This window comes from Bradyrhizobium oligotrophicum (assembly GCF_051168495.1).
GTDB lineage: Bacteria > Pseudomonadota > Alphaproteobacteria > Rhizobiales > Xanthobacteraceae > Bradyrhizobium > Bradyrhizobium oligotrophicum_A.
This window is the reverse complement of sequence record NZ_JBNPVB010000004.1, coordinates 433,002-445,863: the sequence shown is the minus strand read 5'-3', so window position 1 is coordinate 445,863 and position 12,862 is coordinate 433,002. Positions and strand designations below refer to the sequence as shown.

12 protein-coding genes are annotated in these 12,862 nt (G+C 65.2%); 6 read left to right on the top strand and 6 right to left on the bottom strand.

Annotated features, from left to right (window positions below):
• Positions 1–75: 75 nt before the first annotated feature.
• Together ACQR1B_RS11410 and ACQR1B_RS11405 are read right to left on the bottom strand one after the other, a co-directional pair.
• Positions 76–483, bottom strand: coding sequence for a DUF4332 domain-containing protein (locus ACQR1B_RS11410; protein ID WP_434830840.1), 408 nt, complete (start codon positions 481–483; stop codon positions 76–78).
• Positions 484–506: 23 nt separating this feature from the next.
• Entirely contained in the window at positions 507–791 is a 285-nt protein-coding gene (locus ACQR1B_RS11405; protein ID WP_434830841.1) for a hypothetical protein, read from the bottom strand.
• 336 nt (positions 792–1,127) lie between these two features.
• On the opposite strand from ACQR1B_RS11405, the gene ACQR1B_RS11400 reads away from it, so the two are divergent.
• Both ACQR1B_RS11400 and ACQR1B_RS11395 read left to right on the top strand, forming a co-directional pair.
• Entirely contained in the window at positions 1,128–2,738 is a 1,611-nt protein-coding gene (locus tag ACQR1B_RS11400) for a helicase HerA-like domain-containing protein (protein WP_434830842.1), read from the top strand.
• Positions 2,739–2,841: 103 nt separating this feature from the next.
• The gene (locus ACQR1B_RS11395) at positions 2,842–4,245 is read left to right on the top strand and encodes a M20/M25/M40 family metallo-hydrolase (RefSeq protein ID WP_434830843.1); all 1,404 of its coding nucleotides are present in this window, start codon (positions 2,842–2,844) and stop codon (positions 4,243–4,245) included.
• A 41-nt stretch (positions 4,246–4,286) separates the two neighbouring features.
• On the opposite strand, the gene ACQR1B_RS11390 is transcribed toward ACQR1B_RS11395, so the two are convergent.
• Together ACQR1B_RS11390 and ACQR1B_RS11385 are read right to left on the bottom strand one after the other, a co-directional pair.
• On the bottom strand, positions 4,287–5,504 hold the full coding sequence (locus ACQR1B_RS11390; RefSeq protein WP_434830844.1) for a diguanylate cyclase: 1,218 nt from the start codon (positions 5,502–5,504) through the stop codon (positions 4,287–4,289).
• Between the two features lie 152 nt (positions 5,505–5,656).
• Positions 5,657–6,754 (bottom strand): trypsin-like peptidase domain-containing protein, encoded by a 1,098-nt coding sequence (locus tag ACQR1B_RS11385; protein ID WP_434830845.1) that lies wholly within the window; start codon positions 6,752–6,754, stop codon positions 5,657–5,659.
• A gap of 496 nt (positions 6,755–7,250) precedes the next feature.
• Here ACQR1B_RS11385 and ACQR1B_RS11380 point away from each other — a divergent pair, with 496 nt between their 5' ends.
• The 3 genes from ACQR1B_RS11380 (at position 7,251) to ACQR1B_RS11370 (ending at position 8,829) form a co-directional block, all read left to right on the top strand.
• Positions 7,251–7,481 carry a hypothetical protein gene (locus ACQR1B_RS11380; protein ID WP_434830846.1) on the top strand — a complete coding sequence of 77 codons (231 nt, stop codon included), beginning with the start codon at positions 7,251–7,253 and terminating at the stop codon, positions 7,479–7,481.
• Positions 7,482–7,750: 269 nt separating this feature from the next.
• Positions 7,751–8,200 (top strand): Hsp20 family protein, encoded by a 450-nt coding sequence (locus tag ACQR1B_RS11375; RefSeq protein WP_434830847.1) that lies wholly within the window; start codon positions 7,751–7,753, stop codon positions 8,198–8,200.
• 86 nt (positions 8,201–8,286) lie between these two features.
• Positions 8,287–8,829, top strand: a complete 543-nt coding sequence (locus ACQR1B_RS11370; protein ID WP_434830848.1) for a hypothetical protein — start codon at positions 8,287–8,289, stop codon at positions 8,827–8,829.
• Between the two features lie 107 nt (positions 8,830–8,936).
• Here the strand turns inward: ACQR1B_RS11370 and ACQR1B_RS11365 are convergent, their stop codons facing one another.
• Both ACQR1B_RS11365 and ACQR1B_RS11360 read right to left on the bottom strand, forming a co-directional pair.
• Positions 8,937–9,716: a class II aldolase/adducin family protein gene (locus ACQR1B_RS11365; protein WP_434830849.1), complete on the bottom strand. Its 780-nt coding sequence runs from the start codon at positions 9,714–9,716 to the stop codon at positions 8,937–8,939.
• A 105-nt stretch (positions 9,717–9,821) separates the two neighbouring features.
• Positions 9,822–11,474: a glycosyltransferase family 39 protein gene (locus tag ACQR1B_RS11360; protein WP_434830850.1), complete on the bottom strand. Its 1,653-nt coding sequence runs from the start codon at positions 11,472–11,474 to the stop codon at positions 9,822–9,824.
• A gap of 442 nt (positions 11,475–11,916) precedes the next feature.
• Here ACQR1B_RS11360 and ACQR1B_RS11355 point away from each other — a divergent pair, with 442 nt between their 5' ends.
• On the top strand, positions 11,917–12,843 hold the full coding sequence (locus ACQR1B_RS11355) for a hypothetical protein (RefSeq protein WP_434830851.1): 927 nt from the start codon (positions 11,917–11,919) through the stop codon (positions 12,841–12,843).
• Positions 12,844–12,862 lie beyond the last annotated feature (19 nt).

The following is a 12,862-nucleotide window of genomic DNA, read 5'->3' as shown; positions in this document are numbered from 1 at the left end:
GCCGCTTTGCGCGGTTGCCACGGTCGAGTCAAGGTGTCGCACTACACGAGCCGTGCGCAGCCGGCCCGCGGTGGATCAATAGCTGATCTTGGGCTCCAGCCGGCGGGCCTTTTCGATGAGCTGGCCGACAGATTTTTCCGACGGAAGGATGCGAACGAGCTGCCGCCTCGTGTTCACTTCCTTGATGTTCTGCGCCAAGCGGGCGGGATTGCGATGCGCCAGTTCGCGCACCGTGGTGACGCCGGCGGCACGGACCAGGCAGACCTTGGCCTTGCCCATGCCGGGAATGCGCATGTAATCGGCGACGTTGGCCCAATCGAGCAATTGCTGCTCGCTGATGCCGGTCTTGGCGGCAAGCGCCTTGCGTCCCTTCACGGTCCGGGCGGCTTCGAGAAATCCATCGGTGGTCCGGATGCCCAAAGCTTTCAGCTTGGAGGCATAGAAGGTCGTCATGCCTTCGATTTCGGTGATCGGATATGTCATGATACTCGGCGCGCGAAGGTGCTTCAGGCGAACTGGTTCAGGCCTCGCGTGCCTGGCCTCATCGTGCCCATCTGGTCCGTTCCGATTTGGTCTTGGCTGAGCCCGGAAAGTTCAAGAGCGGACCGTTCGTTTGCCGCCGTGGGCAGATTGGCAAACTGCTGCTGCGGTTCTTTGTTGCAAGAGACGTTGCAAGGGAGGTTGAAAGGGACGTTGAAAACAAGATGGATGGTCAGGAGATGTCTTGGCTTTTCAGCCACGGCTCTATCGATGCCGGCCATTCTGGCCAGCGGCTCAATCAGCTCGTTCATGTGAACCCCGTCGTCATCCGGTCCCCCGCGACCGGACGTCCTCGCTGACTTCATCTTGATCGGACGATCCGTGAATTACAAGCGATGAGCAGGCCCGGCGCGCGAATCGATTCGCGATCGAGGATGGACTGTTGCAGCCGTGCAAGACCAGATGTTGAATCTACGGATGAAACCCGTGCATCGCGCGGCGCCAGTGTTATGAAAAGCAGTGGGAGCTGCGAGGACGCGAGGCTGGCCTGATGCTGGTTCCAGCCCGCGATACTAAAGTATGTTACGGCACGCGATGCTCGGCACCACGTGCAATGCGAAACAAACACTCTCGAAAGACGGACCAACATGGCACCATCCGGAAAATCACTGGCTGATACCGACGACAAGATTTTCGTAGGTGCTGGCGAGCAGCCGGCCTGGTTGACGCTTGCTCTTGCGAACCGCCACGGCCTCGTGACGGGAGCGACTGGTACAGGCAAGACCGTCTCGCTTCAGGTCATGGCCGAGGGTTTCGCGCGCGCCGGTGTTCCGGTCTTCGCGTCCGACATCAAGGGCGATCTGTCCGGCATCTCGCAGACCGGCGAAGCCAAGGACTTCATCGTCAAGCGTGCGAACGAACTCGGACTAGCCTATCAGCCCGACCAGTTCTCGACGGTATTTTGGGATGTGTTCGGCGAGCAGGGGCATCCCGTGCGCGCCACCGTCACCGAGATGGGACCGCTGTTGCTGGCGCGGATGCTCGATCTCAACGACGTCCAGGAGGGCGTGCTCAACGTCGCCTTCCGTGTCGCCGATGAGAACGGCCTTACGCTGATTGACATGAAGGATCTGCGCGCGCTGCTCGATGCGATCATTCCGGAAGTCGGAAAAAAGGGCGCCGATGCCGCCGAGGATCCGCTGGCGCCGATCCGGAAGTCCGCGCAGTCGTTCGGAAACGTGACCCGCGCGACCGTGGGCACCATCCAGCGCCAATTGCTCGTGCTCGAGAACCAGGGCGGCACAAAATTCTTCGGTGAGCCGGCGCTGGCGCTGAAGGATTTCATGAAGACCGACCGCGACGGCCGCGGCATGATCAACATTCTCGTTGCCGACAGGCTGCTGCAGAACCCTCGGCTGTACGCGACGTTCCTGCTGTGGATGCTGTCGGAGCTGTTCGAGGAACTGCCGGAGGTCGGCGATCTCGCCAAGCCGAAGCTCGTGTTCTTCTTCGACGAGGCGCATTTGCTGTTCAACGACGCGCCGAAGGCGCTGATGGACAAGATCGAGCAGGTGGTACGCCTGATCCGCTCGAAAGGCGTCGGCGTCTATTTCGTCACGCAGAACCCGCTCGACGTTCCCGATCGCGTCCTCGGGCAATTGGGCAACCGGGTGCAGCACGCGCTGCGCGCCTTCACGCCGCGCGATCAGAAGGCCGTGGCCGCGGCTGCCGACACCTTCCGTCCCAACCCGAAGCTGGACACCGCGAAGGTGATCACGGAACTCGGCAAGGGCGAGGCGCTGGTGTCGTTCCTCGAAGGCAACGGCACGCCATCGATGGTGGAACGCGTCCTGATCCGGCCGCCGTCGGCGCGCATCGGCCCGGTTACGCCCGAGGAACGCAAGGCGATCATCGCTACGAGCCCGGTCAAGGGCAAATACGACACGGAGATCGATGCCGAGTCCGCGTATGAGTTGCTGCAGAAGCGGATCGCCGGAACCGCCGTGACGGCGGACGCTCCGTCCGGTGGTGTGTTGGGCAGGATCAGCGACATCGCCGCGACGATCTTCGGCACCAACGTCAAGCGCGGCCGGCTGTCGACGACGCAGGTGATCGCGCGCAACGTCGCGCGCTCGGTCTCCGACAAGGTGGTGGGCGGGATCGCGGCCGATCTCGGCAAGCAGGTCGGCGGCTCGCTGGGCAGTTCGATCGGCCGCTCCCTGGTGCGCGGCGCGCTCGGCGGATTGCTGCGGCGATGATCCCGGCCGATCGCCGGCGCGATGCTCAGCGCATCGTGCTGGCCCGGACCGCGCAACGGAGCTACAAGCGAGCCAACCGTCAATTGCGAAGGATCTCGTGGCCATGGCCAATGCGCAGCTTCAATCCGTACTCGACCACATCGATGCCGATTTCGACAACAGCCTGGAACGGTTGTTCGAGCTGATCCGCATCAAGTCGATCTCGGCCGATCCGGCCTTCGCCGACGACTGCAAGGCTGCCGCCGACCATCTCGCCAAGGATCTTTCGACGCTCGGCTTCGCGACCGAGGTGCGCCCGACCGCCGGGCATCCTGCCGTGGTCGGCAAGAGCAATGGCCACGGAGCCGCCAGGCCGCATGTCCTGTTCTACGGCCATTATGACGTGCAGCCGGTCGATCCGCTCGACCTGTGGCACCGGCCGCCGTTCGAGCCGGTGGTGACCGATCATGCCGACGGCCGCAAGATCATCGTCGCGCGCGGCGCCGAGGACGACAAGGGCCAGCTGATGACCTTCGTCGAGGCCTGCCGCGCCTGGAAGAAGGTCGCCGGCTCGCTGCCACTCGACATCACGATGCTGATCGAAGGCGAGGAAGAGGTCGGCTCGAAGAATTTCGTGCCGTTCCTCGAAGCGAACAAGGCCGAGTTCAAGGCCGACTTCGCGCTGGTCTGCGACACCGGCATGTGGGACCCCAACACGCCGGCGATCACGACCTCGCTGCGGGGGCTTCTTTATGAAGAGATCAAGATCAAGGCCGCCAATCGCGACCTGCATTCCGGCGTGTTCGGCGGCGGCGCGCGCAATCCGATCCGGGTGCTGACCGAGATCCTCGGCGGCCTGTTCGATGCCGACGGCCGTATCACCATTCCCGGCTTCTATGACGGCGTGAAGGACGTGCCGCCCGAGGTTCTGGAGCAGTGGAAGAAGCTGAACCTGACACCCGAGAGCTTCCTGAAGCCGATCGGATTGTCGATTCCCGCCGGCGAGAAGGATCGCTTGCTGATCGAGCAGATCTCGTCGCGGCCGACCTGCGACATCAACGGCATCTGGGGCGGTTATATCGGCGAGGGTTCGAAGACGGTGATCCCGTCGCTGGCCCATGCGAAGGTGTCGTTCCGCCTCGTCGAGGGCCAGGATCCGCTCAGAATCCGCAAGGCGTTCCGCGACTACGTCTCCGCGCGCATTCCCGGCGACTGCTCGGTCGCGTTCGGTGACCATTCGGCGGGAGCTGCGATCGCGCTCGACTGGACCATGAAGCCGCTGGCGGCTGCCAAGCAGGCGCTCACCGAGGAGTGGGGCAAGGAGACCATCCTGATGGGCTCGGGCGCCTCGATCCCGATCGTCACCGACTTCAAAAAGACGCTCGGCCTCGACTCGCTCCTGGTCGGCTTCGGTCTCGACGACGACAACATCCATTCGCCGAACGAGAAGTACGACCTCAAGAGCTACCACAAGGGCATCCGCTCGTGGGCCCGCATCCTCGCCGCGCTGGCGGAGATGCCGCGCTAGACCCGCCGGCCCTCGCATCGGTGGTTTACGCGACGCTGAACTCAGGCCGCGCTGGCGACAGGCCTCGCCGTCAGGCCGTCGCCGGCGAACTTGCGCAAGGCGGCGAGATTGGCCTCGGCCGAGGCCAGGCGCCAGCATGACTTGCCGCTCGATTTCGCCTCGTAGAGTGCGGCGTCGGCCGCGAACAGCAGGGCTTCGGGATCGCTGCCGTGATCCGGCGCAGCGGCGATGCCGATGCTCATGCCGATGTTGACGCGCGCGCCACCCGGCAGCGTGATGGGTGCCGTCATGACCTCGATGATGCGTTCGCCGAGCGCGAGCGCATGGTCGATCGCGGGATTGCCGGCGACGACGACGAACTCATCGCCGCCGATCCGGGCGATGACGTCGTCCGGAGAAGCGGTCTGCCGCAGGATGTTGGCGACGATCTTCAGCAGCTCGTCGCCCGCGGCATGGCCGAAGGTGTCGTTGACCGGCTTGAAGCCGTCGAGATCGAGATAGAGCAGGGCAAAGGTCTGGTCTCCGCTGGCCTTGCTGGCGAGCTTGCTCCGCAAGGTGTCGATCAGGCCGGTGCGGTTGTTCAGGCCGGTGAGCGGATCGAGCCGCGCCCGTTCGTCGCTCTCGCGCTTGGCATGCATGACCGCCACCAGCATCTTGTTCAGCCGGAAGGCTGCGCCGGTCATCGCGAGGAAGTACAGCGGCATCTGCAGATACATCGCGAACAGCAGCGGCTCACGGGACAGCGCGACGCCGGGGATCACCGGGCCGATACTGCACAGGATCATGGTGCCGACCAGCCGCGGGGCGCTGAAATTGCGAAAACAGATTCCGCCCACCATGGCAGCCGAGGAAATGCAGGTGAGCGACGCTGCGACCCAGTCGCCGGACCCCAGGCTGATGCCGACACCGAAACCGACGCTGGCGCTCCACGCCACCGACAGCAGGATGTGGAGGTCGGTCGGCGTCGTCAACTGATCGCGCGCACGGCGGTAGGAGATGAGCATCACCGCCAGCCGCAACAGGCAGATCGTGATTTCCAGCACGAACCAGGTGATGAAGAGAAAGTTCGGAGTGCGCAGCGCGAGCGCTGCGGCGACGGCGACAGTGTTGATGACGCCGCCGGCGAAAACCGACCAGCAGCCGTAGAGCTCGCCGACCAATGCGAGGCGGATGTCCGACGACACCGGATATCCCGGGTCTGCCAGCCAGCGCGTCACGCGCCAATTTGGCAAACTGAAAGCCAGACCGTCACCCCGCATATCCCTACCTCCACCCGGGGCGCACTAAGCGACAAGACACTTAACAGGTCTTTATGGAGGTATCCCAGTCGTGTTCCATGCTTGATGTGCGGTAAAAATTTACTACACGTCGCATGAGTGCCCAAATGCGGACTGAAGGTTGAACGCAGGCCTCAGCCCGACGTTCGCACGCGCGCGCGCTCCTCCGTGACCGGCGCGACTTCGACGGTCGCATTGCCGAGCGCGCGGTCGCGCTCGAACACGAGGCGGACGCGCTGGCCGACCGGTGTGAGGCCGATCAGATTGCGGACCTGGGTCGCGCTGCGCACCGGCGTGTCGTTCGCCTTCACGATGATGTCGCCCTTGCGCAGGCCCGCACGCTCGGCCGGCGAGCCGGCGGTCACATCGGCGACGCGCGCGCCGTGGACGCGGCCGTCCGCCGGCGCGTCCAGATCGAGCAGGGTCACACCGATCCGCCCGCGATCGACGCGGCCGTTCGCGACCAGCTGCTCCATCACCCGCCGCGCCATGTTGATGGGGACGGCGAAACCGATGCCGACATTGCCGCCGCCGGGCGAGATGATCGCAGTGTTGATGCCGACCAGTTCGCCGCGCAGGTTGATCAGCGCGCCGCCGGAATTGCCGGGATTGATCGCCGCGTCGGTCTGGATGAAATCCTCGTAGCCCTGCTTGCCGAGGCCGGTCCGCCCGAGCGCACTGACGAGGCCGGAGGTGACGGTCTGGCCGAGGCCGAACGGATTGCCGACCGCGATCACGAAATCGCCGACCTCGAGTGCGTCGCTGTCTCCCAGCGCGATCGCCTTGAGCTCCATCGGATCCCTGATCTGCAGCAGCGCGATGTCGGTGGCTGGATCACGGCCGACCAGCCGGGCGTCGAATTTCCGGCCATCCTTGGTTCGGATCTGCGCGCCATCGACGTGCTCGACGACGTGGTTGGCGGTCATGACGTAGCCGCGTGCGGCATCGACGATGACGCCGGAGCCGGTGGCGCTGATCTGTTTCTCGACCTGCTTCGGCACGTCGAAGAAGTTCCTGAACAGCGGGTCCTGATAGAGCGGATTGTCCTGCCGGACCTTGCCCTCGACCGAGATGTTGACGACGGCCGGCGTCACCTCCTTCACCAGCGGCGCCAGCGTCGGCACACGGCCGAGCTTGAGATCGGGAATCTGGGCCAGGGCAGGGCCGGCCACCAGGCAAAGCAGAACGGCCGGCGCCAGCAGGATGGGCCGGAGGAAGGTCAGCAGCTGCATCATGTCCACCAACGAGCGTGAAGAGGATTTCTGGCGTCGGTAAAGCTGGGAAAGGCTCCGGGGATGGTCAAGATCCGTCCGGCCGTCGGTCCCGCTGCATGCCAAAAATCTGTCGCGACCCTCTTGAACGGAAAGTTCGGCTTTCCTGGGTCGTTGCCCGCCAAGCGTCGGCAGGCGAGCCGAAGACACCGGAAGCCGCTGCGGCTGCACGATCGATGGAGTTCAGATCGCACGAGGGCGGGGCGGGCCCATCACACGTCCTGCCTGCATCGAAGAAATATCCATCAAACAATTGATGGCTGCTGCGGCCGGTCGTGGATCGGCCACAACGCGCAGCTATCAATCGGACTTACGACCGCAGTCCGTCCACAGCCGGCCATATTTCGCACCCGCGAACCGGCCGGACGGCCGACCGACGGTCGACGGGAGGTGTGGTTGAGCGCTGTCGCGCCGCCCGGTCTCATCAGCAGCGCAGCTCGAGCTTGCAGGGTCGATCATGCCAGGCTGGCAGTACGATCATCCGCCGCCCAATCCGGCGTCCGTCATGACCATGGGCGATCCTAGACGTCTGACGCGGTTTCTCATCGAGAGCGAGCAGCGCGTGGTCGCGCATTGCCAGGCGGTCTTGTCGCGCGGCGATATCGATCAGCGCGAGCGCGATCGGCTGGTCAGCGTGCTCCGGGAGGCGACCATGCGGCTGCAGCGGCTGTCCTCCGTCGCCGCCTGATGGCCCGCCGCGCTGCGGCCGCGGGACTACGACAAAAAAATTCGGCGTCCCCCTCTTGAAGCCGGCTTCTGCTTTTCTAACTCCTTCCGTGCCGCTTTGGCGGCGCCGGGTGCCATCAGGGCCCGGCTGAACTCTGGGCGCTGACCGGTTGTCTGGTACTCAGAAGTCTCTGGTACTCAGAAGTCTCTGTTATCAGAAGTCTCTGATACCAGACGTCCTGCACCGCCGGCGCCCCTTCGTATCCATCTTGCTCCGAGGAGGACTTGGCTATGAGGACGTATGATTTCAGCCCGCTGTGGCGTTCGACCATCGGCTTCGACCGGCTGTTCGATCTGCTCGACGAGACGCAGCGCGCGGTCGAGGACAACTATCCCCCTTGCAACATCGAGCGGCTCGGCGACGACCGCTATCAGATCTCGCTGGCGCTGGCCGGCTTCGCGCCGGACGAACTCGTCATCACGGCCGAGCACAACGTGCTGACCGTGGAAGGCCGCAAGGCCGACAAGGAGACCCGCGAGTACCTGTATCAAGGCATCTCGTCGCGGCCCTTCAAGCGGCAGTTCAATCTCGCGGACTACGTGCACGTGACCAGCGCGTCCTTCGACAATGGTCTGCTGCGGATCGAACTGGCGCGGGAGATCCCCGAGGCCATGAAGCCGCGCCGCATCGCCATCGGCACCGCGCCGGCCGAGCAGATTGCGCCGCAGAAGGCCGCCTGACGTCTTTTCATCCGGACACGGGCGCCGTGGCGCCCGCGTCCATGCACCATCTGTCTCTCGTGAAAGGAGCGTAAGAGGAGACACCCATGAGTGAGCGCAGTATTTCGATCACCACGGGCGGCGCCGGCTTCCATCCGGTGTCGCACTACGAGACCCCCGCCGATCTATTGAACGACACTAGGCTCTGCCGGGCCGAGAAACGGCTGATCCTGTCGTCCTGGGCCTCGGACATGTACGCCGTCGAATCGCAGCCGCAGCTGCGCAAGATTCCCGGCATCCCCCGGCCGTTGCATCTGGCCAACATCCTCGCCGCGTTGCGGCAGTTGGACCGCGAGGATCAGCCGCCGCGGCCGCGCGGCGGGGCCGCGATGCGCGTCGTCCGGCGCGTCGATGTGGAGGCCAATGGCGCCGCGGCGGACGATGCGCGTGGCGGCACCGCAGGCCCGATGGGGTCCGCTGCCCGCACGCGGTTTTCCGGCGAGGCCAACGTGCGGCGCTATCGCAAGCTGCTCGGCACCCGGCTTGCCGACCATGAGCGGCGCTTCGTCGAGCGACGACTCGCCGAGGAGTTGCAGCAGCTGAAGGGTCTTCCGGAGCGGCGAGGTTTCGCGCTCACGAGGCGCTGTTGACCTGCATCGTGGCTTTGAACGCAAAAACGCCGCCCGGAAGTGGGCGGCGTTTCATTCCAGGACGCGTAGAGGGTGATAGGCGCTTATAGCTCAGAAACCCGCGGACATCAATTCCGGTAGCCCGGATTGACCCGATCGAGCCTGCGCAGGAGCGGCGGCCACACCAGCTGGTTGGAGCGAAGCTCGACGCGATCCTGGTTCTCGAACAGTTTCGCATTCTTGTCTATGACATCGTCGCGGACCGGATAGGCCGAGGGGCCGAGCGTGCGGGTGCGCACCTGGATCGAGCAGGCGCGCTCCAGATGGTACATGCGCTCGAAGGCGGAGGCGACCGAGCGGCCGACCGTGAGCGTGCCGTGGTTTCGCAGCAGCATGTTGTGCTTGGTGCCGAGGTCGCGCTGCAGCCGCGGCCGCTCGTCATGGTCGAGCGCCACGCCTTCGTAGTCGTGATAGGCGAGGTCGTGGGTGACGTATTGCGCGATCTGGTTCAGCGGCAGCAGGCCGTCGGCGCAGCTCGACACCGCGACGCCGTCGAGCGTATGCAGATGGATCACGCAGCCGGCGTCCTCACGCACCTCGTGGATCGCCGAATGAATGGTGAAGCCGGCCGGGTTGATGCTGTAGTCGCTCTCGGACAACTGGTTGCCGTAGAGATCGACCTTGATCAGGCTGGAGGCGGTGATCTCCTCGAACAGCAGGCCATAGGGGTTGATCAGGAAATGATGCTCGGGGCCGGGCACGCGGGCCGAGATGTGGGTGTCGACCAGGTCGTCCCAGCCGAACAGCGCCACCAGGCGGTAGGCGGCCGCGAGATTGACCCGTTGCGACCACTCGGCTTCGGTCATGTTCGACGGCACTTCCTTGAGGCGGGCTTCTGCTGGCGACATGGCATTCTCCGATTTCCGAGGGGCGATCGGAGCCTAAGCGGGCCGCCGCCGCGCGGCAAGCCGCGGGGCGGGAAGGCTGTCATGTCGTTTGGCTGAGTCGAGGCCTCAAGGCGCCGGGATCGACAGCAGGCTCGAGATGCTACGGCCGCGGATGTCGTAGACCCGGGCGAACACGACGTCGTCGCGCTTGATCTCGACCATCACCGGAGCGGTCAGTCCCTTGCAATAGAACTCGCCCAGCGTCATGGCGAAATCGGCCGCATGACTGTCCCAGCCGATGGTGAAGTCGGGGCCGAGCGCGACCTGGGCCGGGCGCTGCGGACCGCAGACGGCGACCTTCCATTTGTGCCCGATCGGCGGCACCTCCTGGCGCTCGTCGAGCTGCTCCTTGAGCCCGTCCGAGGCCTGCTTCAACGCCAACCCCCAATAGTCCAGCATGAAGCGGGTATCGGCCTCGCGCACCGTGCCGGCAATGTAGTTGAAGTGGGTGTATTGATAGGGATGCAGCCGGATCATCTCCGCCAGCGGCAGCAGCAGGCCGAAGCAGAAGGCGGCGATCGCCACCGGCTGCCAGCTGCGGCGATCGTCGGCGTTCAGCCAGGACAGCAGCCAGGAGAAGGCGACGCCGCCGAGCAGCGCCATCGGCGGGATCACGAACACGAAGTGGCGGATGCCATTGTACAGCGCGGGACGTTTGACGATCGCGATCAGGATCGGCAGCGTCGCCGCCAGGGTCAGCATCAGCAGGATGCTCTTCTGGCGCGCCGGCATGTCGGGGCGCGACAGTGACATCAGCGAGGCCACCGCGCCGGCCACGAACAAGGCGATCATCAGCTCTGGCAGCTGCAGCGCGAACAGGGTCGGCAGATACGACCACGGCATGTCCGGCACCGAGACCAGCGCCCCGTCGAACATCTCCTTCCACGGCTTCTCGAAGAAGTGTGAGAAATAAGTCAGCGCCCGGAACGGATTGGCAGGCTCGATGATCGACCACGGCCAGATCAGGCCCATGATCAGATAGCCCACGATCAGGCCCGGGATCAGCATGTACAGGACGTGGGCAAAGCGGCGCACCGCCTCGCGCGGCCCTTGCGTGCGGTATTCCTCCAGGAACAGCGGCATGAAGCCGACCACGGCATATACGACGGCCATGCCGCCCAGGATCCGGCAGCCGATCGAGAAGCCGGCGCCGAGCCCGAGGATCAGGATGGTGCGCGGCGAGGGGTAGGGATATTCCTCGGCCAGGCGGACGAGACCCATCAGCAGCACGACCATGGCGACCGCGAAGGGGGCATCCTTCGGGTTCATGAACATGTGGCCATAGAAGATCGGGCACAGCGCCAGCAACAGGAGGGCGGTCAGGCCGGCCACGGCGCCGCCGATGCGGCGTGCCAGGCGCCAGGTCACGGCGAGTCCGATCAGGCCCACCAGGGCGCCGACCAGCCGGCGCGTCTCGAACAATTCCAGTGGCAGAACCTTGTGCAGCAGGGCTGCAACCATGTCGAAGCCGCCGCCGTACATATAGAGGTTGGCGAACGACAGGGCCGCCTGATCCCTGAAACCGGAACCGTACATGCGCAGCAACAGATCGGCATATTCGGCATGGGTGTAGTCGTCCCAGCCGAGGCCATAGTCCCGGAATGTCAGTCCGGCCACCACCGCGACCGCGGCGAGCACGAACATGGCAAGATCGTCACAAGTCCGTTCGAGTGTCCGCCGTATCGGCGTCTCGAGGACCGAAGTGGTTATCGATGTCATGGCTGATGGTGACCCGGCGTCCCCTAACGACCCCGCTTCCGCGCTTCAGGCCTGCGTTCCCGCCTGCGTATAGCGCGTCCCGGTTTCCGAGGTGTTGGAAATATGAGCGTCACGCTTCCATCGCAGTGCAGCAGGAGCCTGAATTTCGGCTGCTTGGCGCCATATTGGCACAGGCACATGAACGCGTCCTGAACCATGAGGCTCGGGACAAACCCGGAGGAACCCTAAGCGGTTCCGTGAGTTGGCGAGCGCGAATGTGGCGGTATCGTGGCGCCGTCGGCGTGCCCCGACCGGCAGGGCGGGCGTCCTGGCCGAACTTCTGCTGCAAATTGTCGCGGATTTCGACTAGAAACCGCACAAGGGACGCGGGCAACCGCAGCTAACTGGTGTGATATCGGTCGGGACGCCGTCCGGAACCGACGCATTAGGGGATGGGTTCGAAATGATGAGTGCTATGTTGGCCGCTGGGGCCCTTGCCGTGTTGGCCGGGCTCGGAGCGATCGCCTGGGGAATTCCGTTCAAGGAGTTCAGCGTCGGCAGCACGCTGATCCTGTCGGGGACCCTTGGCGTCTGCAGCGGGCTGATCCTGTTTGGACTGTCGGCCCTGCTGGGTGAGCTGAAGATCATCTCGAGCCGCTTGCGGCAGCGGCCGGCGTCCGAGTCCGACGTCAGGCCACTGCAACTGCCGGGGATCGGCGGCAACGCCGAACTCGAACCTGCGCCGATGCCGCCGGCCGAGGACGTCTGGCGCGAGGGCGGCTCGCCGCGACCGCGGCCGCGGATGCCGGACCTCTCGTCGCCCTTGTCGTCGGCGCCGTTGCCGTCTCCTCCGCTGTCGTCGTCCTTGTCCGGTTCCCTGCGTCCCTCGAACCCGGAGCAGGAGGCGGATGAGCCGGCCGCCGAGCCCAACGAGCGGCCCGCCAGGCGCAGCCTGTTGTTCGCCTCCAGCTCGCGCCGCGAGCGGGAGCGCGGGGAAAAGCGTGCCGCCGAGCCGATGCCGACGGATTTCCGGTCACCGCCACTCAGCGAGCCGCCGGCTCTTCCGCTCGACCAGCCGGCACCCGAGCCTGCTTCTCCGGGTTTGGAGGACAGCTGGTCGCGGCCGGAGCGGGCGCGGGCGCCGGAATCTCTGCGGCCGCCGTTCCCCCGGCGCCTGGCGCGGGCGGCGCCGGCCTTCGAGCCCGAGCCGGCACCTCCTGAGCCCCAAGGCACGGCTGCACCGGCTGCGAGCATCATCAAGTCAGGCGTGGTCGACGGGATGGCCTATTCGCTCTATTCGGACGGTTCGATCGAGGCGCAGATGCCGGAGGGCATGATGCGTTTCGCATCGATCGACGAGCTGCGCAGCCATTTGGAAGGCCGCGCCTGACGCGCGCCAGGGGCCGCCA

Excerpts from the sequence above, each read along its gene's own strand:
- ACQR1B_RS11410 (WP_434830840.1), bottom strand. The coding sequence starts at position 483 with ATGACATATCCGATCACCGAAATCGAAGGCATGACGACCTTCTATGCC.
- ACQR1B_RS11405 (WP_434830841.1), bottom strand. The coding sequence starts at position 791 with ATGAACGAGCTGATTGAGCCGCTGGCCAGAATGGCCGGCATCGATAGA.
- ACQR1B_RS11400 (WP_434830842.1), top strand. The coding sequence starts at position 1,128 with ATGGCACCATCCGGAAAATCACTGGCTGATACCGACGACAAGATTTTC.
- ACQR1B_RS11395 (WP_434830843.1), top strand. The coding sequence starts at position 2,842 with ATGGCCAATGCGCAGCTTCAATCCGTACTCGACCACATCGATGCCGAT.
- ACQR1B_RS11390 (WP_434830844.1), bottom strand. The coding sequence starts at position 5,504 with ATGCGGGGTGACGGTCTGGCTTTCAGTTTGCCAAATTGGCGCGTGACG.
- ACQR1B_RS11385 (WP_434830845.1), bottom strand. The coding sequence starts at position 6,754 with ATGCAGCTGCTGACCTTCCTCCGGCCCATCCTGCTGGCGCCGGCCGTT.
- ACQR1B_RS11380 (WP_434830846.1), top strand. The coding sequence starts at position 7,251 with ATGCCAGGCTGGCAGTACGATCATCCGCCGCCCAATCCGGCGTCCGTC.
- ACQR1B_RS11375 (WP_434830847.1), top strand. The coding sequence starts at position 7,751 with ATGAGGACGTATGATTTCAGCCCGCTGTGGCGTTCGACCATCGGCTTC.
- ACQR1B_RS11370 (WP_434830848.1), top strand. The coding sequence starts at position 8,287 with ATGAGTGAGCGCAGTATTTCGATCACCACGGGCGGCGCCGGCTTCCAT.
- ACQR1B_RS11365 (WP_434830849.1), bottom strand. The coding sequence starts at position 9,716 with ATGTCGCCAGCAGAAGCCCGCCTCAAGGAAGTGCCGTCGAACATGACC.
- ACQR1B_RS11360 (WP_434830850.1), bottom strand. The coding sequence starts at position 11,474 with ATGACATCGATAACCACTTCGGTCCTCGAGACGCCGATACGGCGGACA.
- ACQR1B_RS11355 (WP_434830851.1), top strand. The coding sequence starts at position 11,917 with ATGATGAGTGCTATGTTGGCCGCTGGGGCCCTTGCCGTGTTGGCCGGG.